The organism is Pseudomonas sp. G5(2012) (assembly GCF_000408945.1).
Classification (GTDB): Bacteria; Pseudomonadota; Gammaproteobacteria; order Pseudomonadales; family Pseudomonadaceae; genus Aquipseudomonas; species Aquipseudomonas umsongensis.
The window spans coordinates 65,861-86,862 of record NZ_APIO01000039.1 but is presented as its reverse complement, the minus strand read 5'-3'; the positions used below and the strand labels follow the sequence as shown (position 1 = coordinate 86,862).

Genomic DNA, 21,002 nt, shown 5'->3' with positions numbered 1-21,002 from the left:
AGCTTTTAGGCATCGCGGTATTCTCCAGCCTGAATTTACAGGGGCATTGGAGTGATCAGGCATGGAGCATTCAGTTCTGGTTCGCGGACCGGCAGAACCCATCAAACAAGAAAAAAGTATTCATCATGAATTTATAAAGAGGGCCCTGCCAAAATGGCTGGCCGGCGCCCCCTTGAAAAGAGTTGGTGCGCTGAAGATGGGGCTTTCCGGTATTCCCCAGTGGATCAAGGAGGCCCCTGCGGTATTACACACAAGTTTGAAAAAGTCGATGACGACAAGTTGGAACGCGCAAAATGATGTCGACAGAATGCTGGCTGAATTACAGGATGTTTACGACTTTGCCGAACCTTTGCTGATTCAGGCCTTGAAACGGCAATACGGAATTGATGTCGATGTCAGAGGTACTTATCTGAAGTTGTTCGCTCCGGCAAGTGTGCCCCTGTGGGCCAATAGCATTGTGCGTGGGGCCGGTTCTCGAACAGTCTCAATGCTGGATGCGGCTTTACATAACTTTGCACATCATGAAGTGCTTCTTCCTGACTCGCAGTTTATTTCAAAGCCTGATGAACTGGGTCGTTTCGAAATACTCGACATCAGAAACCGGATGTCTATTGAGCAGTTCAAGACCCTGTGTCGGGAACTGGATATTGGCGCGCAATACCAAAAACATCTTGAAAATTATTTGCGCCCCAGCGATGGGCTGGCGCAGGGAGTGTTGCAGCACAAAATCACCAAAAGCCAGAAGAGCGCACTGAGCGCCGCCACAGACCTGGCCTTGATGCGCAAAGATATTTCGGCCAACGGCTATCGGGTGGTGATGGGCATGCTTGAAGGGCTTCAAGGCATGAAGCTGCAAGGCCTCCCGGTTCGTTACTATCACCTGACAATACTGGACACCCGAATGTACGGCATCGTGCTGATCGCCGGTGACCTGGATGCCCCGGTTGCCGAGAGGCGACTCATTGCCTATGTGCCTCACGACCCTGAGCATCCCTTGAAAGAATATGCTTCGACCGAAGAGTTCGCGCTCGAACTGACCCGCCAGTTGCGCGACGCTGGCCCCACGTCTACGCCTGAAGGCCTTCCCTCCCGATGCAGTTACCAGCAGTTCTTCAGCCGCTTCGTCGCCCATCAGCAACGCGGGCATTTCTTTGCCGAGCTCAACAGTCGCCTGGTCGAGATCAAGCAGCATGAAAAAGAATGGGGCGTGGATCGGCCTGTCTGGCGTGAAACTCCCGTGGAAAACCCGCGCCTTCATTTTGGCACGCTGAAATTTCAGGAAGATACCGAAACCCGCTTTAATGGCAACCTGTGGGTGTATCTCTACCAGATGCAGCAAAACAAAATCCTCAACGACGCACGGGAGATGGTGATTTCCACTGCCGACGCCGATCGCAAGGAGCGGGGGGCCTGGTTCGATAACCTGACAAAGATGTTGGCTGACATCTTCAATGCCGCGTTGCTGGTGGTAACTCCATTTGTCCCATTTCTGGGCGAAGTCATGATGGCCTACATGGTTTATCAACTGGCGAGCGAAGTGATCGAAGGCGTCGTCGATCTGGCGGAGGGGATTTATCTGGAAGGTGCCGAGCACCTGATCGGCTTCGTTGAAAGTTTGATTCAGCTGGGTACGTTCGGCGCCGGTATGCAGCTTGTTTCAGGGGTGGTATTGCCCAAGCTCTCGCCGTTCATCGAGGGGGCTAAACCGGTCACTTTGGCCAACGGGGACAAGCGGCTGTGGGGGCAGGACCTTGATCCCTATCAGCGCAATCTGGCGCTGGCTGCCGATTCAAAGCCCGATCTATACGGGCTGCATCGGCACGAAGGCAAGCCCATTCTCAATCTTGGTAAGCGCTACTTCGAACTCAAAAAAGACGCGAAAACCGGCAAGCATCGAGTCCAGCATCCAACTCGGCCGGACGCCTATCAACCCGTGGTCGAGAGCAATGGAGAATGTGCCTTCATCGTTGAGGGTGAGCAGCCTCGCTTGTGGGATGACGATACCTTGATGGCCCGACTCGGCCAGCCAATGCAAGGGTTAGGGGACGCACACAATGACATTCGCACGGTCAGTCGCAGTGACGTCAATGCAATCCGCCGAATGTATGTCGACAAGGAACGCGCTTTACCCTTGTTGAGCGATACCGTGACGCGTTTCCAGATCGACCGTGATATCCAGACATTTATCCAACAAATTGGCAGTAATCACCCGCAGGACTATCTGCGAGCCGACCTTGCCTTTCAGTTTGAGCTGCTGGACGGCGTGTGGCCCGGTCGAGCAATCGAACTGACGGGGGCTGATGGCGAGGTTCTAAGGGTTATAGGTCGTGCCGATGCTGCACCCCTGCGGATACGAAAAGATCGTATGATCGAAGGCAATTTGCTCAAAACGCTGTTATCCCATCTTGATCAGGCTGATACAAAATTGCTGATGGATCAGGCGTCAGGCGCATCGGAAACCACCATCGACGCGAATGCTCGACAGCTGAGGCTCGCACTGGCGAAACGGGCGAAAAACAGGCAAACATCCTTATTCGACACACGATACCGTCAGCTTGAAAATGCCCGAAGCGCCAAGAATGCCTCGGTTCGAAATATCCAGGACCGAGTGCCAGGTCTGCCGGGCACCGTTGCGCAAGAGTTGCTGGCGATTGCCACTCGCTCAGAGTTGCAGGACATCGCGCAAGGCAAGCTGTCCGACAGGCTAAAAAGCCTCGCGCAATGGGCACTTCGGGATGTGCGCAACGCCCGCGCCTATGAAGGGTTGTATCTGGCTTCGGTCGACAACCCCGATACCCGCAGGCTGGTCTTGCACTCACTGAAAAACCTGCCCGGCTGGAATCCTGACGTGCGAATCGACGTTTGCCAGTTCGATTTTGGGGGAGCGTTGCTCGACAGCATCGGCAAGGAAGACGCCACGATTCGACGTACCCTCGTTGAACGCGAAGACCAGAGCTTTCAAGCTTATGACGCTGAAGGCAACACCTTGAATTCTGCTTCCGACTTTTATCTGTCGATTCTGCAAGCACTACCGAATGCCGAGCGCAACGCACTGAACATTGGCATCGGAAAAGGGTGGCAACTGAAAGAGGCGATTAGCAACCGGGCGTTGAAGCCGTATCGACTAGGCAAAGTACTTTCAGAACTCCCCGCTCTTGACCCCTTCACTTTCGATCCCCGGGTCATGCGCCTGCGTGGCGGCGCTCCGACTGGCGAAGGCGAGGCCGCCACATTGCAGGGGATCGCGGATCTCTATCCGGACCTCGTTGTGGGAGCATTTCACCCTTCCGTTTCGGCGTACGAAAGGTATGACTACTTGCGTGGTGTGAAGTTGATGAACGACACCTTTCCTGATGAGTACTTTCAATCACTTTGGCAGGCATTATTCGAGGCCAACGCAGCCCGGGACGCACAAGCCAATACCCGCGTCGTGCAGAGCATCGAAGCCTTGCCGGATCTTGAGAAGCTCATGACAGACGAGCAGTTCACGCCATTGATCGAGCAGATGTTCACCAGGGATGGCCTGATCCCGTTGCCAGAAACCAGGCGCAACCTGGCCATGAATGCGAGAAATCTGGAACGCACCGGACGGGCCAATGACTATCAGGCACTGTTGCGTTCGGTTCAGCAAGACGCTGTAACGCTAACCCCGGAACTGGCTGATTTGCGAAGCTATGGCGATCAGCTTTCGAAAAACCTGGTGGCGTCCGATGAGCCTATCCAGGTTTCATCGCGAACCATGGACGACTTGAAATTGGCGCAACAGGCAATCTGCCGCGTCAAGGAGCTCATTCCTCTCTCCGGCAATCAATTGCCGAGCATGTGGGAGAAGGGCGGTTCGGCGATTGCCAAGATCAAGGGGCTCAGGGAGATGAACCTGGAGGAAGGCGGTTTTACCGCGAAGCTGACTATCGCTGAAGCGGCGCGTAAAGCCATTGAAATCAAGGGCGGCAACTGCTCGGAAAACTCCAAAGTGACCTTTTCGATACTCGCCAGCCAGCCCCGGACGTCGAGCATTCACATTGTCAAGGCCACCGAGCTTGACCATCAATATGTGGTAATAGGCGATGATCTGAGTGATCCCGAAGGACTGGTCGTCGCCGATTCCTGGCCGGAATTCCCTGCGGCGCATCTGGCCAGCAAGGGCAGCTTCGAGTTTGAAATGCCGCCGGTGCAAACACTGGCGCCAGGTCCGGCCGTCGCCGAATACGCGTTTATCAATAACGTCCCGCCAGGCCCGACGCCATTACCCGCTGTTTCCGAGCCGAACACGTTCAGGCAGATAAAAATCAACAAGCTCTACCAGTCAGGAGCGTATGCCCAGTGGACGTCAGTGACGGAGTTGGGTCTAACTTACCGTGTGGAAGGCGGTACTCCGGTTACGTTCGAGCGATTGCCCGCGTCGGTTATTGAAAATCGGGTTGATGCGTATAGCCGTTACTTGAACGCATTTGAAGGTCTTCTGCCTGAGCAGGCGGACGCTGATTGAGCACTGGCGGATGAAGGTGTAACAGCTCTTGTCTACACTGCCCTTGAGGCCGCGCCGCTCGGCGCGGCAACAAGGAGCGAACGCCATGAAGATGTTGCGTGTCCCTTTTTTGATGATCGGTTTGCTGCTGTGTTCCCAAGGCTTCGCCGCCACTGACCAACAGAACAAGATGACCACCTGTAATGCCGACGCTACCGCCAAGAGCCTCAAGGGCGATGAGCGCAAAGCCTTCATGAGCAACTGCCTTAAGGCGACTCCCGCGGCCGATGATGCCGGCAAGGCCTTGACGCCTCAGCAGGAGAAAATGAAAACCTGCAATGCCGATGCCGCGACCAAGGCCCTCAAGGGGGATGAGCGCAAGGCGTTCATGAGTGATTGCCTGAAGAAAAAATAGAAACGCCCTGTACGAGCCAGGCTCGCCGGCGAAACGTACAGCGTGGTCCGGCAGGCAGGACGCCATCGCCGGCAAACCAGCCCTAAGGTTGCATCTACGCGGGCCATACGGGTATGCACAATCCCTAGTGCTGGCACCGGATCGCTGGCAGACTGCCAATCCTTTTACGCCGTTCGTTTTGAGGCTGTATGCCAACGTTTTCTCAGCGTCAAGTTTTGCTGGTCATCAGCTGGGTCATCATTTTCGGCGGACTGCTGTTGGTGATTCCGCTACGGTTGCTGCCCAGCCTGCTGGCCGGGTTGCTGGTGTTCGAACTGGTCAACATGCTCACCCCGCAATTGCAGCGGCTGATCGAAGGGCGACGTGCGCGCTGGCTGGCGGTGGCATTGTTGGGGACTTTGATAGTCAGTGCGTTGGCGCTGATCTTTGCCGGTGCCATCAGCTTTCTGCTGCACGAAGCGGAAAACCCCGGTGCATCCCTCGACAAGTTCATGGGCGTGGTCGACCGCGCTCGCGGTCAGTTGCCACCTTTCATCGATGCTTACCTGCCGGCCAGTGCCGCCGAGTTTCGCGTGGCTATTGGCGAGTGGATCAGTAAACACCTCAGTGACTTGCAACTGGTAGGCAAGGACGCGGCGCACATGTTCGTGACGCTGCTGATCGGCATGGTGCTGGGCGCGATCATCGCCTTGCAGCGAATTCCGGACCTGACCAAACGCAAACCGCTGGCCGCGGCCCTGTTTGACCGCCTGCACTTGCTGGTCCAGGCGTTTCGCAACATCGTGTTCGCCCAAATCAAGATTTCCCTGCTCAACACGTTCTTTACCGGGATATTCCTGGCAGTGGTGCTGCCGATGTTCGGTATCAAGCTGCCCCTGACCAAGACCCTTATCGTGCTGACCTTCCTGCTCGGCCTGTTGCCAGTAATCGGCAACCTGATGTCGAACACCCTGATCACCATTGTCGGCCTGTCGCTGTCGATCTGGGTGGCGATGGCCGCACTGGGCTATCTGATTGTCATCCACAAGCTTGAGTATTTTCTCAACGCGCGGATCGTTGGCGGGCAGATCAGTGCCAAGTCGTGGGAGTTGCTCCTGGCAATGCTGGTGTTCGAAGCGGCGTTCGGCCTGCCGGGGGTGGTGGCAGGGCCGATTTATTATGCGTACCTGAAGAGTGAGTTGAAGCAGGTGGGGATGGTTTGAAGCAGATCAAATTGTGGCGAGGGGATTCATCCCCGTTCGGCTGCGTAGCAGTCGTCGCTTTTCTGTTTTTTGGGGGCGCTACGCGCCCCAACGGGGATGAATCCCCTCGCCACAGGTTTTCGGATCAGTCCATCGACCCGTAACGCTTCGCCGCTTCAATCGCCAGACCACTGCCGATGCTGCCAAAGATATTCCCTTCCACATGCCGCGCATTCGGCAACATCGCCGAAACGCTGTTGCGCAGGGCTGGAATACCACTCGAACCCCCTGTGAAGAACACCGTGTCCACCTGATCGACCCGCACGTCGGCCTGGGTCAGCAACTGGGTGACGCTATTGCGCACGCGCTCCAGCAGGTTATCGATGGCCGATTCGAACAGTGCACGGCTCAGCTCCACGCTCAAGCCGGCTTCGATACGGTCCAGCGGCACGTGGCGGTGGTCGGCGTGGGTCAATTGGATCTTGGTTTCTTCAACCTCCATGGCCAGCCAGTGCCCGGCGCGCTGTTCGATCAGCTTGAACAGGCGGTCGATACCACCGGTGTCCTCGATGTCGTAGCGCATGCTGCCCAGGGCCAGTTGCGACTTCTGCGAATACACCGAGTTGATGGTGTGCCAGGTCGCCAGGTTCATGTGATGGCTGGTCGGCATGTAGGCGCCGCTCTTCATCCGGCTGCCATAGCCGAACAGCGGCATCAGGCCCTGCAAGCTCAACTGCTTGTCGAAGTCGGTCCCGCCGATGTGCACGCCGCCCGTGGCGAGAATGTCATCCTGGCGGTTATCCACACCCCGACGCTGCGGTGACAGGCGCACCAGCGAGAAGTCGGAGGTACCACCGCCGATGTCGACGATCAGTACCAGCTCTTCCTTTTCGATGGTCGACTCGTAGTCGAACGCAGCGGCAATCGGTTCAAACTGGAACGAGACTTCCTTAAAGCCGATCTTGCGCGCCACATCCACCAGGGTGTCTTCGGCCTCTTTGTCGGCCATCGGGTCATCATCGACAAAAAACACCGGACGGCCCAGCACCACTTCTTCGAATTCCCGACCGGCGGCGGCTTCGGCACGGCTCTTGAGCTGACCGATGAACAGGCCCAGCAGGTCCTTGAACGGCATCGCCGTGCCAAGGACACTGGTGTCGTGCTTGATCAGCTTGGAGCCCAGCAGGCTCTTGAGCGAGCGCATCAACCGGCCTTCGTAACCTTCCAGGTACTCGTGCAGCGCCAACCGGCCGTACACCGGGCGACGCTCTTCGATGTTGAAGAAGACCACTGAGGGCAAGGTGATCTTGTCATCCTCCAGCGCAATCAGCGTTTCCATGCCGGGGCGCAGCCAACCGACGGTGGAGTTGGACGTGCCAAAGTCGATGCCCACGGCACGGGCTGGAGATGCGTTGTTCATGTCTTTGCGGTTCCGGTTAAAAAACGGCCGCGCAGTGTATGTCAGTGCGCGAAAGATTCGAAGGCCGACTATCTGCTAATTCCTGGAAACAATGTCTTGAAAGATGGCCCGTGACCCCCAAACTACCCTGCATCAAGCCGGTAGCCGCGTAGCGCTCGAAAGTCGCACCGCCTGCTGCCGATAAACTTCTTACGCGCTGCCCGGTCACAACCTTGAGATCGGTCAACGTCTATGCTGCAAACAGGCGCATGCTGTGGCAGGTGGCGCGATTTCGATAACGGATGGTGATTCCCGCGATGGACTTCAAAGACTATTACAAGATTCTCGGTGTGGAGCCGACGGCAGACGACAAGGCGATCAAGGCCGCCTATCGCAAGCTGGCGCGCAAATACCACCCTGACGTCAGCAAGGAAAAGGACGCCGAGGCCAAGTTCAAGGACGCCTCTGAAGCCTATGAAGCACTGAAAAGTGCTGACAAACGCGCCGAATACGACGAATTGCGCCGTTATGGCCAGCATGGCCAACCATTCCAGGGACCACCGGGCTGGCAGAGCCGTGGCGGCTTTGGCGGTGGCCAGGACACTGGCGATTTCTCGGACTTCTTCAGTTCGATCTTCGGTAATCGCGGCCCCGGTTTCGGCGGTGGCGAACATTCGCGTCGCAGCACCGGACGTCGAGGGCAAGACGTGGAAATGGAACTGGGAGTTTTTCTGGAAGAAACCCTGTCGACCGAGTCGAAGAAGGTCACCTTTCAGGTGCCGCAGTACAACGCGGCTGGCCAGCATGTGAGCAACACCAGCAAAAGCCTGAACGTGAAGATCCCGGCGGGCGTGGCCGATGGCGAGCGCATTCGCCTGAAGGGCCAGGGTGCTCCTGGTGTTGGCGGCGGCGCCAATGGCGACCTGTACCTGATCATTCGTTTTGCGCCACACCCGAAATTCGACGTCGAAGGCGAGAACCTGATCATCACGCTGCCGCTGGCACCGTGGGAACTGGCATTGGGCACCGAAGTCGCCGTGCCAACCCTGACCGGCAAGATCAACCTCAAGGTCCCGGCCGGCAGCCAGAACGGCCAACGCATGCGTGCCAAGGGCCATGGCCTGATGAACAAGGCGGGTGAACGCGGTTATCTGTTCATCCAGTTCAAGGCCGTAATGCCCAAGGCCGCAGACGATGAAGTCAAGGCGCTGTGGCAGGAACTGGCAAAAAAAGCCGCCTTCAACCCACGAGAAAATTTCTGAACCCAGCGACGGAGTAGCCCATCATGAGCAGCCCCCTGACCGTTCAACTGGACTTGGCAGAATTCTGTGAGGCGACCGACCTGTCGGACGTCTACGTGATCGAAATCGTCGAACACGGCATCCTCGAACCTCAGGGAGGGCAGCCCAAGGACTGGCGCTTCACCGATTACGAACTGACCCTGGCCAAGCGCGCCGCCAAGCTGCGGCGCGATCTGGAGCTGGAATGGGAAGGTGTCGCCCTTGCGCTGGACCTGCTGGAAGAGGTCCAACAGCTGCGGGCCGAGAACCGGATGCTCAAGCAGCGGTTGGGGCGGTTGTTGGTGGAATAGGAGATGCCGCAGGCTGCGATCTTTTGATCTTGATCCACGAAGATCAAAAGATCGCAGCCTGCGGCAGCTACAGGGAATTGCGTGGCAACACTACGGTAAACAGCGTGCCATCGGTTTCGTTAGAGCTCACATCGATCGTCCCTGCATGGGCATCCACCACTTCCTTGACGATAAACAACCCCAAGCCAAGGCTGGTCGATGGCTGGCCCAGTTCTTCATCTGCGCTGCGCACCAGTGGATCGAAGATCGTGCCGATAGCATTCGCGGAAATCGGCGTTCCGTAGTTATGGACCGTCAGGCGAACCGTGTCGGGTTCTCCGTGGAGAGTAACTGTCACATCGCGTTTGTCGAGGCCATGCTGCAAAGCGTTGCCGATCAGGTTTTGCAGTAACTGACCCAGCCGTCCGGCATCCCAGACGCCTCGCGTGTCACCTTCCACCCTGACCGTCGGATCGCACTCCGGGTTGCCGGCGCAGGCTTCGGCAATCGCCGCGTGTGCGGCATCGGCAAGGTCCATGGGTTTCGGTTCGATCGGCAGGCTCTTACCCAGGCGACAGCGCACCAGTTCCAACAAGTCGCTAACCATCACCGCCATGTGTCGAGCGCTGCGCTTGATGTTGTTCGCGCAGGCCAACGCATCGCCTTCCAGCGTTGTTTTACGCATCAGCAATTCAGTCGACATGCTCATCGCTTGCAGCGGTGCGCGCAGGTCGTGGCCGAGTATCGCCAGGAAAATATCTCTTGAGCGACTCATCTGCTCGGCATAGGCCGCGGTGGATTCTGCGAGCGCTTCATCGATGGCTTCATTGAAGCGGATCATGTCCTGGAAGTAGGCCAGGTCCGGCGACTCCAGGCTGTCGACCCAGAGACGAATCACGCAGGCACGCAAGTGGCGGAACTCGCTGGTCATCTGCACCAGATCGAAACCCACCGTATGGCGTAATTCACCATGACTGGCGCCCGCTTCGTCCAGGCTTGGGGTTTTCTCCGGGCCCTCGCCCTTGGCCTTGGCGAGTTGTTCGCTGGCGGTCTGAGGTTTGCTCATGTCCCGAGCCGCTGCCAGCAGGATCTCCTTGGCATGGTCGCGCAAGGCCGTTCGATCCATGTTTTCGGCGGCTGGGGTGATGGTTCTGGCGAACTCCTCCCATTCATCGACGATACGGTCCGCGTGTTGCCTGATGAATTCGGGGAGGTGCATGACCGGATTCCTACCTGGATAATTTGACGATCTTAGCCTTTTTAGGGCCGGGGTAAAAACTACCGCTGGGAATTCGGATCACCTCCTGAGGGCCGGGGGTGGTACTTAATTATATTTTACGGTTCTCAAGTTCAATGTTGATTCCGGTTTTTCGGGTAGTTCCCAGCAGTTTTTTAAGCTTTTGTTATTAGGGAGGTTGGATAAGCTGAGCATTCTGTTCATCGCATAGGGAAATGCAAAAATGACTGTGGTACCGGTAGAAGCCATATCGAATTCTTTTACGAAAGTTGAGGGTTCAATCGATAGCAATCATTCGGTTTATTTCGCGGAAAATATTCCAGGCCTGATTAAAAGCGCTCCCGTTTCGAGGCTGGAATCGATAACTGAGTTAAAGCCTAATTTTCCGGATTGGTATATCCAGGCTCGACCCATTGATCGTCAATATTTACAAGAACTCATCAAGGAGCGCTGTCGTTTACAAGATACTGTCTCTGACAGGGTCGATAACGTGCAAACGGACATCAACGCTTTTGCGAAACCGCTACTTGTCCAGGCCATCAAGGATGAATTCAACTTCGAGCTGGACGTCGCCACGACCTCATTGCGGCTGTACGTTCCCGCCACATTGGGGTTTGGCATCGATACCCAGGCCAGTCGGATCCGGCATTCATCACTGCTGGAAGCCGCGCTGCATAACTTCGAGGAATCCGAAGCGGTGGCCGGTGCGTTTCGCGACGGATCAGGTGTTTTTGTCAAGGACGCTGAAGGAGAGCTGCAGCGTCATGAATTAACGGTCGAAAAATTTGCCGCGTTATGTCGCAAGCTCGATATCGGCAAACAGTATCAGCTACACATAAAGTCTCTTCTGGAACCCGCTGACGTTACTGCGCGCTCAAGACTTGAGCGGGGTTTCATGGCCCATGAGAGGGCTACCTTCAGTGAGACCATGCTCATTGCGTTGTTAAAAAGCGACCTGGATTCCTATGCCTACGGCAAGTTGGGAGAAGTGCGCGATGGCCAGGAAAACATCCTGTATAGAAACCGTCCTTTAAAGGCACACCGACTCTCACTGTTAGGCACGCGGTTGACAGGCATCGTGCTGTTTAGTGCGATGAGCGACCCCTTGGCAATAAAAGAAGCAATTGACCAACTGCTGCCCGAACAGCTGCAACACCTGGTGGAGTGGTCCCGCCACCTCGCGGTTTTGCCGGGGCAGGAATTTGATCTGTTCAAGATTCTTCAGGCCTTTTTTGCCAATGGCCCGACGGGTGTGGTCGAGGAAATGGTTCGCCGCAACGATATCCATGAACAAAGTCGGCTGGACGGGACCCTGATCGCCTACATCCCCGACGATCCGGATCACCCCCTCAAGCAATACGCATCGTTCACCGACTTCATGAAGGAGCTGACGAGCCAGTTGCGCTCTGCGCACTACCAACAATTCTTCAGCCGGTTCGTGCCTCACAAGGACAAGGGGCGCTTCTTTGCACGCATCAACGAGCGCTTTACCACGTTCAAGTGGACACCGCGTGGGCCTCTGGACATGGGCCCGTGGTGGCGCGAGACCGCTGTCGAGAATCCTGATGCCGAACCGATCACCAACGTGATCGAGGGCGATTTCTGGCAGCGATCCTGTCTCTGGCGCAGCGACAAGGCGATTGCCGATGCGCGACAGATCGCCGTGCCCACTGGCGATGAAGACGCTGCTGCGCGCTGGAAACGCCTGACCAGTTACCTGGACATTGGCTGGAACGTTTTCAACTTCGGCGCCATGTTGGTTCCGGGGTTAGGGGAAGCCGTGCTGGCGGTGATGGTTGGCCAAATGATGCTTGAGACCCTGGAGGGCATCGAAGACTGGACCAAAGGCGACAAGGAAGAGGCCTCGTCTCATTTGACCGGGGTACTGATCAATTTCGCCCAACTGGCGCTGATGGGGGCCGGTCACGTGCTACCAGGCGGTAAGCCGGTGGCGGTCAAGGCGTCTCCTTTTCTCGACCAGCTGAAACAGGTCGAGCTGCCCGATGGCACAACCCGTTTGTGGAATCCTGATCTGGGACCCTATGACCACAAAGTGACGTTGTCCATGGATTCGAAAGCCAGCGCACGGGGCCTCCATCGACATAATGACCAGGACATCCTGCCGTTGGGAGGCAAGCATTTTGAGGTAAAGGAAAATCCGCAGACCGGCCAGCCACGACTCAAGCATCCGGCCCGGACGACGGCCTATGAGCCAAGGATGGAGCATAACGGTGCGGGTGCCTGGCACACCGAGCTCGACCGTCCCATCGAGTGGGACAAGGCCCGCCTGATGCGGCGCCTGGGCCCTCGGGCCGATGCGTTCTCCGATGAAACACTGGAGCAAATCCGAATCGCCAGCGGCGTCAAGGAAGATGTGCTGCGTAAGCTGCAAGTGGATACACAGCCGCCACCAGCGTTACTGGCCGACACCTTCAGGCGCTTCAAGGCTTATGCCGATGTGGGCAAACTGGTGGATCAGATTCGGCTCAATCAGGTGGCGCAGGAGTGGGCGGATCACTTGCCTCCCTTGATGACGGAGTTGCGGCGATGGCCCGAGTCCAAGGCCATCGAGCTTTTCCGCGGGCCGCAGTTATGGGGCGACTCCATCGTGCACGGCAATCAGAGCGCCTTGGCTGCAAACCGGGTGAAGGTGACCTTTGCTGAACTGAAAGCCGGCAAGTTATCCGAGCGCGTGGTGGACAGCTTCGACGAACAGGAAATCCAGCAGATGCTCGGCCGCAGTATCGGCAGTGACAGACAGGTGCGAATCGACGCTTTGCAGGAGCGCCTGGCCATCCGTGCAGAGCAGCAGAAAAAGCGCCTCTTCAAGTCATTCTATAAAAATGCAGAAGTTGAAGCGGAGGCTAACGTGGCCTTGCTACAGGACGCGTTCCAGGAGCTGCCGACCAGCGTCGCCAGGGAGCTGCTGGCGGGCGCCACGCCAGAAGAGCTGTCGGTAATGGCCGAACGCAAGCGCGTACCTTTGCGTCTCAAACAGCAGGCCCGGGCGGCGTTGCTGGAGGTGCGGCTGAACCGCGCTTATGAGGGGCTTTTTCTCGATGAGCTGCAAAGCCCGGATACTGAGAGACTGCTTCTGCAATCGCTTGAATCGCTTCCAGGCTGGTCAGAAGACGTGCGCATCGAAGTGCGCAACGATGCCCTGGCAGGCACGCTGGAGGACAGCATCGGAGCGGCTGACGCCGCCATCCGCAAAGTGCTGGTCAAGAACGAGGACGGCTTGTATGAGGCGCGCGATGAAGACGACCATGAGCTCCATGGCCCCGATAATCTTTTTGCCGCTGTCCTGCATGCCTTGCCCGATGCAGAGCGCGATGCGCTGGGCTACCAGATCAATCAATGGCGGACTCTCAGGCAATCCGTTCAGCGATTCCCGCTGAGCCACGACAGGTTCAGGGCGATCCTGGCGGACAATCCTTTGCGCAAACCGAAGTTCGATCCCGCAACCATGAAGCTGCGGGGCGGCATGGAAGGTTTTTCCCAACAGTTTCGTCGGGTCACCGGGCAACTGACCGCGCAGGAGCGCATCCAGTCGCTTCGCCCCGGCTGGGGCGAAGGCGATATTCAAACATTTCTTGAACACAGTGACAGTGGGAGCACGCCCGAGGAACGGGTGGTGGCCCTCGAAGCCGAGTTCAACCAATTCAACCGCAGCTTTCGGCGCTGGCTGGATTCACCACTCGACTCGTTCAGCCTGAGTGCGGATGGCGTTGCACAATGGCAGTCGCGTAATAGTGTGTACAGGGCCGTCAGAAACTGCTGGCAACGCAGCGGTCCCCGCGACCTCGATGTCCATGGAAACCCGCGAGGTTGGGTCCTTGACCTCAGCAACATCCCCATGGGGCGGCACTTGGAAACAATGCCCAAGCTTGAAGCCAATTTCGAGCATGTCACCGAGCTGAAGTTGCCTGATACCGAAATGACTGATGCCAATGCTGCGTTTCTCGAGCATTTCCCGAGGCTGCGAGCCCTGAACATGAACAACAATGCGCTGACCCGGCTGCCAACCGCGATCGGCCGGATGCGCACTCTGACCGAGCTGTACCTGGGCAACAATCAGATCGAATTGACTGTGGAGACCGCAGACGAGTTGAGCAACCTCATCCTGCTCGAATCCGTGGATCTGCGACGCAATCCTCTGGGCCAGGTGCCAAACATCGGCCGCATGCGCATGTTGCACACATTGATTCTGGCGAACACCGGGATCAATACCTGGCCCGCTGGCCTGTTTTCAATACTCCGTTTACGGCACTTCTATCTGAGCCTGCAGGACAATGTCATCACCCTTGTGCCTCAGGTGTTACCCGGTTCCATGGAAGCGGAGTTGCTGGCCAGAACGATACTTAACCGTGAGCCGCAGTGGATATCGCAAGCAAACCTGAATCAGCTCAGAGAATACATTCACTCCGTGGGTCTGGACCCTGATCGGCCTTACCCGCCCCGTGGCGTGCGCGACTCCCTTCAATGGGAGGAAGGCTTGAGGCGAGCGCAATGGGTTGAGTTACAACCCATATGGAATGAGGTGGAAGACGAGATCGGTTCACTGCCGTTTTTCGATAACCTAAGACTGCTCACCCAATCCAGCCACTTTATAAATGACCGCGCCTTCAGGGTGGATTTGACTGCCAAAGTCTGGCGAATGCTGGAGGCCATGGAACAGAACAGCGAACTGCGCAACGAGATTTTCAAATTGGCACGTGAACCGGTCAACTGTGTCGATGCCGGGGCATCGCTGTTCAATGCCATGGGCCTTGAAGTACTGATTCACGAAGCCTACGAATTGGCTAACCCGAGCCTGGTCGAAGCCGAACTGGTGTCGCTGGCCAAGGGTAAATCCCGTCTGGATGAGTTGAGTCGGATCGCCCATAAAAAAATTGCCCGGCGACTGGAGAATGGTGAGGCGTTAAGACGGATCAATGCGCAAGGGGATGTCACGGGGACTATCGATGAAGTCGAGACTCACCTGGCGTATATGACGGACCTCGCCAAGAAGCTGGATTTGCCGTGGCAATCGCGAGACTTACAGTTCAGGGCGGATTCGGGTGTTACCACGCAGATGATCGACGAGGCCTATAAACGTGTGCTGGCGTTGGAAGAGGGCGATCTGCTACGCGATTCGATCAGCGAGCAGCCTTTCTGGGAGTCTTACATTCAGGGCTCCCATCGCGGTGAGTTCAAGGCGATCAGGCGTCGGCTCGATGCGACGACAGAGTTTTACATGGCGCTGGACAGACGGGCGACCGAGTCACTTTCCGTGGAAGAAAAGGCGCAGTTGAAGGAAGAGATCAGGGTGCTCGCCGCGGAGCTTGGCAAACCCGAAAGCGAGTTCGCCCCCGGTCGCGTCATGACCGCCCAAGCGTATGAAACCGACATGAATCTGCTCAATGCCCGCAAACAGACGTTGCTCAAGACATTGACCCAGCAGGCCATGGACCGGGCAAAACTGCAGCGGGTGGAAATCCCCTTCACCGTGCAGCCCTGATTGTCAGCCCGGCACGAAGACTGACGATCTTCGTGCCGGCGTGCCGGTCAGAAGAGAAAATAACGCTGGGCCATCGGCAGCACATCCGCCGGTTCACACCAAAGCAAGACACCGTCAGCCTTGACCTGATACGTCTGCGGGTCGACCTCGATGTCGGGCAGATAGTTGTTGTGGATCAGGTCGGTTTTCTGCACCTCGCGGCAACCTTTGACCACAGCGATTTTTTTCTTCAAGCCCAAGGCTTCAGGAAGACCGGCTTCATGGGCCGCCTGGCTGATAAACGTCAGGCTGGTAGCATGCAGCGAACCTCCGTAGCTGGCGAACATCGGGCGGTAATGCACCGGTTGTGGCGTTGGTATTGACGCGTTGGCATCGCCCATCAGGCTGGCCGCGATGGCGCCACCCTTGAGGATCAACGTTGGTTTGACCCCGAAGAACGCGGGTCGCCAAAGCACCAGGTCGGCCCATTTGCCCACTTCGATCGAGCCCACTTCATGGCTGATGCCATGGGTGATTGCGGGGTTGATGGTGTACTTGGCGATGTAGCGTTTGGCGCGGAAGTTGTCGTTGCCTTCGCCGTCCTGGGGCAGCGGGCCGCGCTGCTTTTTCATCTTGTCGGCGGTTTGCCAGGTGCGCGTGATCACCTCGCCGACGCGGCCCATGGCCTGGCTGTCGGAGCTGATCATCGAGAATGCGCCGAGATCGTGAAGGATGTCCTCGGCAGCGATGGTTTCGCGGCGGATTCGGCTTTCGGCGAAGGCTACGTCTTCGGCAATGCTCGGGTCCAGGTGGTGGCAGACCATCAACATGTCGAGGTGTTCGTCGATGGTGTTTCGGGTGAACGGTCGGGTCGGGTTGGTCGAACTCGGCAACACGTTGGCGGAGCCGCAGGCCTTGATGATGTCCGGGGCATGACCGCCACCCGCACCCTCGGTGTGGTAGGTGTGGATGGTGCGGCCCTTGAAGGCGGCCAGGGTGGTTTCGACGAAGCCCGATTCGTTGAGGGTGTCGGTGTGAATGGCCACTTGTACGTCGTACTGGTCGGCGACGGTGAGGCAGTTGTCGATGCTCGCCGGGGTGGTGCCCCAGTCTTCGTGGAGCTTGAGGCCAATGGCGCCGGCCTTGACCTGTTCGATCAGCGGCTCGGGCAGGCTGGCGTTACCCTTGCCGGTCAAGCCGATGTTCATCGGGAAGGCGTCGGCGGCCTGGAGCATGCGCGCCAGGTGCCATGGCCCGGAAGTGCAGGTCGTGGCATTGGTGCCGGTGGCCGGCCCGGTGCCGCCGCCGATCATGGTGGTGACACCGCTCATCAGCGCTTCTTCTATCTGCTGCGGGCAGATGAAGTGGATGTGGGTGTCGATGCCGCCAGCGGTAAGGATCATGCCTTCACCGGCAATGACTTCGGTGCTGGCACCGATGGCGATAGTCACGTTGGGTTGCACGTCCGGGTTGCCAGCCTTGCCGATGGCTGCAATGCGACCGTCCTTGAGGCCGACATCGGCCTTGACGATGCCCCAGTGGTCGATGATCAGCGCATTGGTGATCAGGGTGTCGACGACCTCGGCGGCGAGCAGCTGGCTCTGGCCTTGACCATCGCGGATCACTTTGCCGCCACCGAATTTCACCTCTTCGCCGTAAGTGGTGAAGTCCTTTTCCACTTCGATCCACAGCTCGGTGTCGGCCAGGCGAACCTTGTCGCCGACAGTGGGGCCGTACATGTCGGCGTAGGCTTGACGGGAAATTTTCATCACAGTTCCTTGCACAAATTCATCGTTCCCACGCTCTGCGTGGGAATGCCGCCGTGGACGCTCTGCGTCCGCTTTTTGTGACGCGAAGCGTCACGGGATGCATGCCCACGTAGAGCGTGGGAACGATCGGTTAACCAAGGTCACCCATGATCCTGCCGGCAAAGCCGAACACCCGGCGGTGCCCGGCCAGGTCGACAAGCTCGACCTCGCGGCTCTGCCCCGGTTCGAAACGCACGGCGGTGCCGGCGGGGATGTTCAGGCGCATGCCGCGACTGGCGGCGCGGTCGAAGGTCAGGGCATCGTTGGTTTCGAAAAAATGGTAGTGCGAACCGACCTGGATCGGCCGATCGCCGCTGTTCGCCACCTTCAAACTGACCGTGCGGCGGCCAACGTTGAGTTCGATATCGCCGGGCTGGATCTGATATTGACCGGGAATCATCAATGGGCTCCCTGGAGAATCTTGTAGTAGAGGGCGGTGGGTTTGTAGCAGCCGCTCGGGTCGCAGGCGTAGTCGGGGATTTCACCGACGCGGGTGTAGCCCAATGCCTTGTAGAAGTCTTCAGCCGGGGAACCAGCCTCGGTATCGAGGTAGAGCATGCCGCGTTTGTGTTGCAGGGCAGCCTGCTCCACGGCCGTCATCAATTGCTGGCCCAGGCCTCGACGACGCGCATGCTCGCGCACCAGCAATTTCTGCACCTCGGCGCGGTTCAGGCCATTGGCCTTCTGGCATAGGGTCAACTGTACGCTGGCCTGCACTTGTTCGTCCTTGACCACTACCCACAACAACACGTTGCCCTTGTTCAGGTTCTCCTGAACTTCATCGAAATACGCGCGGGCCTGCGTAGCATCGAGGTTGGCCATGAAGCCGACGCTGGCGCCATATCCGACGGCGTCGAGCAGCAGGTCAATCAATCCCTGGCGATAGTGCGCAAAGCTTTCAACGTTGACGCGTCGCAGTTGAGCGGGGTTCATCGGGTATCACTCCTTGCTGGCGGCCGGAGGCTGCGCGCCAGGATTGAGGGTCAGTTGCATGAAGGTCAGGTCCAGCCAGCGACCGAACTTGGTGCCCACCTGAGGCATCTGCCCGGTGGTCACGAATCCGATGCGCTCATGCAGGCGAATCGAGGCGGCGTTGCCGCTTTCGATGGCCGCGACCATCACGTGTTTGCCGCAGGCCCTGGCGCGCTCGACCAGGGCATCCATCAGTTGCGGCCCAAGGCCGTTGCCGCGCTGGTCACTACGCACGTAGACCGAATGCTCGACGGTATGTCGGAAACCATCGAACGGTCGCCAGTCACCAAACGAAGCGTAGCCCAACACGTTGTTCTCGCTGTCGACGATGACCAGGATCGGATACCCCTGGGATTGCCGGGCGCTGAACCAGGCCTGGCGGTTGCCGAGGTCGACCGCCTGTTCGTTCCAGATCGCCGTGGTGTTGAGCACCGCATCGTTGTAGATGTCACGGATGGCCGGCAGGTCGGCATGCACGGCATCGCGAATGGTGTAGGTCATGGTGAAGCCTCAAGCGATCGGTTGATGGACGGTGACCAGTTTGGTGCCGTCGGGAAAGGTCGCTTCGACCTGGATCTCCGGGATCATTTCCGGGATGCCTTCCATCACTTGTTCGCGGCTGAGCAGGGTGGTGCCGTAGTGCATCAGCTCGGCCACGGTCTGGCCGTCGCGGGCGCCTTCGAGCAACGCGGCGGAGATGTAGGCCATGGCTTCCGGGTAGTTGAGTTTCACGCCGCGGGCCAAACGCCGCTCGGCGACGAGGCCGGCGGTGAAGATCAGCAGCTTGTCTTTTTCACGTGGGGTCAGGTCCATGGTTGGGAATCCATCTGGGCAGATAAAAAGTTCGGATCATGTGAATACATAACCTGTAGGAGCGGTGTTCAGGTGCTCCATATTCTGGGTGGGATGGCTTCTCGCTCAAGCAATGCAGGGCGCAATAATCGCCACAGATCAATCAGCCAGCCTCGTGCCAGCAGTGCTTCGCTTGCCAGGCAACGGGCAACCAGAAGCCCCGGCAACTGGGTCAAATCTCCGCGTACGTCATTGCTCAGCGAACGGCATCGTTCCAGTAACTCACTGTCGACCTCCCCGGTCACCAGCAAGGTGGCAAACACCGGCTGTCCATCCAACCCGATCGGCGAATCGAGCAACCCGTCACCGCCAACGATGCGCTGGCGTTCATGCCAGAGCAACTCGCCGTCGCGGCGGATATCCAGTTGTGCCTGGAAATGACCGAGATCGAAGCGCTCACCACTGGCCGGGCGACCCAGCGCCACCACGTCCCAGTAGAACAGCCGGGCATCGCCTTGCAGATCAATGGATGTGCTGAGCTCGGCGCGGGCATCGCTGAAGATGATCGTCTCTTGCGGCAGCCACTCCAGTGTCGCCCCTTGGGCCACTTTCAGGTCGAGTTTCTGATACGCCGGCGCTGCTGCGCGATACCACTTGGCGGCGCCGGGACTGGTGATCTGTGCCCACGCCGCGTGGCCGACGCTGGCACTGATGTCCAGCCGGTCACCGCCGGCAATCCCGCCCGGCGGATGCACGATGATGTGCTGGCACACCCCGGGCCCTTCTGCATACAGGTGCTTCTGCACCCGCAGCGGGCCTTTGTGTCGTCGCTGGACCGGGCGCGTGCTATCGCCGAATCGGGCGTAACCCAGTTCCAGCTCGGCATGCCAGCTCGGGGTAAACAGGGCAGCAGGAAGAGGTAAATTCATATTTTCTGATTATCGTCGAGACGCCACAGATTAGATCGTAACCAGGCCGCGTACACCCTCGGCTTCCATGTTTTCTCCACGGCCCTGCTGCACGATCTCGCCACGGGACATCACCAGGTAGTGATCGGCCAATTCGGCCGCGAAATCGTAGAACTGCTCTACCAGCAAAATCGCCATGTCGCCGCGAGCCGCGAGTTTCTTGATCACGGCACCGATCTCCTTGATCACCGACGGCTGGATGCCTTCGGTGGGTTCGTCGAGGATCAGCAGGCGAGGTCGGCTGGCCAGGGCTCTGCCGATTGCAAGCTGCTGTTGTTGACCACCGGACAAATCACCACCACGCCGGTGCTTCATCTGCAACAGCACCGGAAACAACTCGTAGATGAATGCCGGTACTTCCCTGGCTTCGGAACCGGGGAAGCGCGACAGACCCATCAGCAGATTTTCCTCCACGGTAAGGCGGCCGAAGATTTCCCGTCCCTGCGGTACGTAGGCGATGCCGGCATGCACCCGCTGGTGCGGCTTGAACGTGGTGATCGGCTTACACTCCCAATTGACCGCGCCTTCCTTGGCCGGCAACAACCCCATCAGGCATTTGAGCAGGGTAGTCTTGCCCACGCCGTTACGGCCGAGCAGGCAGGTGACTTCACCGACCTTCACGTCAAACGTCAGGCCGCGCAGGATGTGGCTACCGCCGTAGTACTGGTGCAGCTTGTCGACTTGCAGCATGTTCGAATTCTCCCGGTGATCGT

At 58.0% G+C, this 21,002-nt stretch carries 15 protein-coding genes; 6 read left to right on the top strand and 9 right to left on the bottom strand.

From position 1 onward, the window contains the following. The first annotated feature begins 61 nt into the window (after positions 1-61). The 3 genes from PG5_RS13040 (at position 62) to PG5_RS13030 (ending at position 6,085) form a co-directional block, all read left to right on the top strand. Entirely contained in the window at positions 62-4,489 is a 4,428-nt protein-coding gene (locus tag PG5_RS13040) for a dermonecrotic toxin domain-containing protein (RefSeq protein WP_020797598.1), read from the top strand. A gap of 85 nt (positions 4,490-4,574) precedes the next feature. Further along, the gene (locus PG5_RS13035; protein WP_020797597.1) at positions 4,575-4,883 is read left to right on the top strand and encodes a PsiF family protein; all 309 of its coding nucleotides are present in this window, start codon (positions 4,575-4,577) and stop codon (positions 4,881-4,883) included. Positions 4,884-5,071: 188 nt separating this feature from the next. Then, positions 5,072-6,085, top strand: coding sequence for an AI-2E family transporter (locus PG5_RS13030; RefSeq protein ID WP_020797596.1), 1,014 nt, complete (start codon positions 5,072-5,074; stop codon positions 6,083-6,085). Positions 6,086-6,209: 124 nt separating this feature from the next. Here PG5_RS13030 and PG5_RS13025 read toward each other — a convergent pair whose 3' ends face one another. Continuing rightward, positions 6,210-7,484, bottom strand: a complete 1,275-nt coding sequence (locus PG5_RS13025; protein ID WP_020797595.1) for an Hsp70 family protein — start codon at positions 7,482-7,484, stop codon at positions 6,210-6,212. 296 nt (positions 7,485-7,780) lie between these two features. On the opposite strand from PG5_RS13025, the gene PG5_RS13020 reads away from it, so the two are divergent. Beyond that, positions 7,781-8,725, top strand: coding sequence for a DnaJ C-terminal domain-containing protein (locus PG5_RS13020; RefSeq protein WP_033040324.1), 945 nt, complete (start codon positions 7,781-7,783; stop codon positions 8,723-8,725). A 23-nt stretch (positions 8,726-8,748) separates the two neighbouring features. Further along, positions 8,749-9,054, top strand: a complete 306-nt coding sequence (locus tag PG5_RS13015) for a chaperone modulator CbpM (protein WP_020797593.1) — start codon at positions 8,749-8,751, stop codon at positions 9,052-9,054. 67 nt (positions 9,055-9,121) lie between these two features. Here the strand turns inward: PG5_RS13015 and PG5_RS13010 are convergent, their stop codons facing one another. Then, entirely contained in the window at positions 9,122-10,252 is a 1,131-nt protein-coding gene (locus PG5_RS13010) for a sensor histidine kinase (protein WP_020797592.1), read from the bottom strand. 241 nt (positions 10,253-10,493) lie between these two features. On the opposite strand from PG5_RS13010, the gene PG5_RS13005 reads away from it, so the two are divergent. Beyond that, complete coding sequence (locus PG5_RS13005; RefSeq protein WP_020797591.1) at positions 10,494-15,770, top strand: NEL-type E3 ubiquitin ligase domain-containing protein; 5,277 nt, start codon at positions 10,494-10,496, stop codon at positions 15,768-15,770. A 47-nt stretch (positions 15,771-15,817) separates the two neighbouring features. Here PG5_RS13005 and ureC read toward each other — a convergent pair whose 3' ends face one another. The 7 genes from ureC to urtE form a co-directional block, all read right to left on the bottom strand. Beyond that, the gene (gene ureC, locus PG5_RS13000) at positions 15,818-17,518 is read right to left on the bottom strand and encodes an urease subunit alpha (RefSeq protein WP_020797590.1); all 1,701 of its coding nucleotides are present in this window, start codon (positions 17,516-17,518) and stop codon (positions 15,818-15,820) included. Between the two features lie 130 nt (positions 17,519-17,648). Beyond that, positions 17,649-17,957, bottom strand: a complete 309-nt coding sequence (locus tag PG5_RS12995) for an urease subunit beta (protein ID WP_020797589.1) — start codon at positions 17,955-17,957, stop codon at positions 17,649-17,651. After that, positions 17,957-18,490, bottom strand: coding sequence for a GNAT family N-acetyltransferase (locus PG5_RS12990; protein ID WP_020797588.1), 534 nt, complete (start codon positions 18,488-18,490; stop codon positions 17,957-17,959). Before PG5_RS12990 ends, PG5_RS12995 begins: the two co-directional genes overlap by 1 nt. Positions 18,491-18,496: 6 nt before the next feature. After that, positions 18,497-19,030: a GNAT family N-acetyltransferase gene (locus PG5_RS12985; RefSeq protein ID WP_020797587.1), complete on the bottom strand. Its 534-nt coding sequence runs from the start codon at positions 19,028-19,030 to the stop codon at positions 18,497-18,499. A 9-nt stretch (positions 19,031-19,039) separates the two neighbouring features. Further along, the gene (gene ureA, locus PG5_RS12980) at positions 19,040-19,342 is read right to left on the bottom strand and encodes an urease subunit gamma (protein ID WP_007937143.1); all 303 of its coding nucleotides are present in this window, start codon (positions 19,340-19,342) and stop codon (positions 19,040-19,042) included. Positions 19,343-19,410: 68 nt separating this feature from the next. Then, positions 19,411-20,250, bottom strand: a complete 840-nt coding sequence (locus PG5_RS12975; RefSeq protein WP_020797586.1) for an urease accessory protein UreD — start codon at positions 20,248-20,250, stop codon at positions 19,411-19,413. Positions 20,251-20,280: 30 nt separating this feature from the next. Beyond that, a complete protein-coding gene (gene urtE, locus PG5_RS12970; protein WP_020797585.1) occupies positions 20,281-20,979 on the bottom strand; it encodes an urea ABC transporter ATP-binding subunit UrtE in 699 nt (232 codons plus the stop codon). Positions 20,980-21,002: the final 23 nt, after the last annotated feature.

Bases quoted from the DNA above. Each gene is read 5' to 3' on its own strand.
- PG5_RS13040 (WP_020797598.1), top strand. From the start codon at position 62: ATGGAGCATTCAGTTCTGGTTCGCGGACCGGCAGAACCCATCAAACAA.
- PG5_RS13035 (WP_020797597.1), top strand. From the start codon at position 4,575: ATGAAGATGTTGCGTGTCCCTTTTTTGATGATCGGTTTGCTGCTGTGT.
- PG5_RS13030 (WP_020797596.1), top strand. From the start codon at position 5,072: ATGCCAACGTTTTCTCAGCGTCAAGTTTTGCTGGTCATCAGCTGGGTC.
- PG5_RS13025 (WP_020797595.1), bottom strand. From the start codon at position 7,484: ATGAACAACGCATCTCCAGCCCGTGCCGTGGGCATCGACTTTGGCACG.
- PG5_RS13020 (WP_033040324.1), top strand. From the start codon at position 7,781: ATGGACTTCAAAGACTATTACAAGATTCTCGGTGTGGAGCCGACGGCA.
- PG5_RS13015 (WP_020797593.1), top strand. From the start codon at position 8,749: ATGAGCAGCCCCCTGACCGTTCAACTGGACTTGGCAGAATTCTGTGAG.
- PG5_RS13010 (WP_020797592.1), bottom strand. From the start codon at position 10,252: ATGCACCTCCCCGAATTCATCAGGCAACACGCGGACCGTATCGTCGAT.
- PG5_RS13005 (WP_020797591.1), top strand. From the start codon at position 10,494: ATGACTGTGGTACCGGTAGAAGCCATATCGAATTCTTTTACGAAAGTT.
- ureC (WP_020797590.1), bottom strand. From the start codon at position 17,518: ATGAAAATTTCCCGTCAAGCCTACGCCGACATGTACGGCCCCACTGTC.
- PG5_RS12995 (WP_020797589.1), bottom strand. From the start codon at position 17,957: ATGATTCCCGGTCAATATCAGATCCAGCCCGGCGATATCGAACTCAAC.
- PG5_RS12990 (WP_020797588.1), bottom strand. From the start codon at position 18,490: ATGAACCCCGCTCAACTGCGACGCGTCAACGTTGAAAGCTTTGCGCAC.
- PG5_RS12985 (WP_020797587.1), bottom strand. From the start codon at position 19,030: ATGACCTACACCATTCGCGATGCCGTGCATGCCGACCTGCCGGCCATC.
- ureA (WP_007937143.1), bottom strand. From the start codon at position 19,342: ATGGACCTGACCCCACGTGAAAAAGACAAGCTGCTGATCTTCACCGCC.
- PG5_RS12975 (WP_020797586.1), bottom strand. From the start codon at position 20,250: ATGAATTTACCTCTTCCTGCTGCCCTGTTTACCCCGAGCTGGCATGCC.
- urtE (WP_020797585.1), bottom strand. From the start codon at position 20,979: ATGCTGCAAGTCGACAAGCTGCACCAGTACTACGGCGGTAGCCACATC.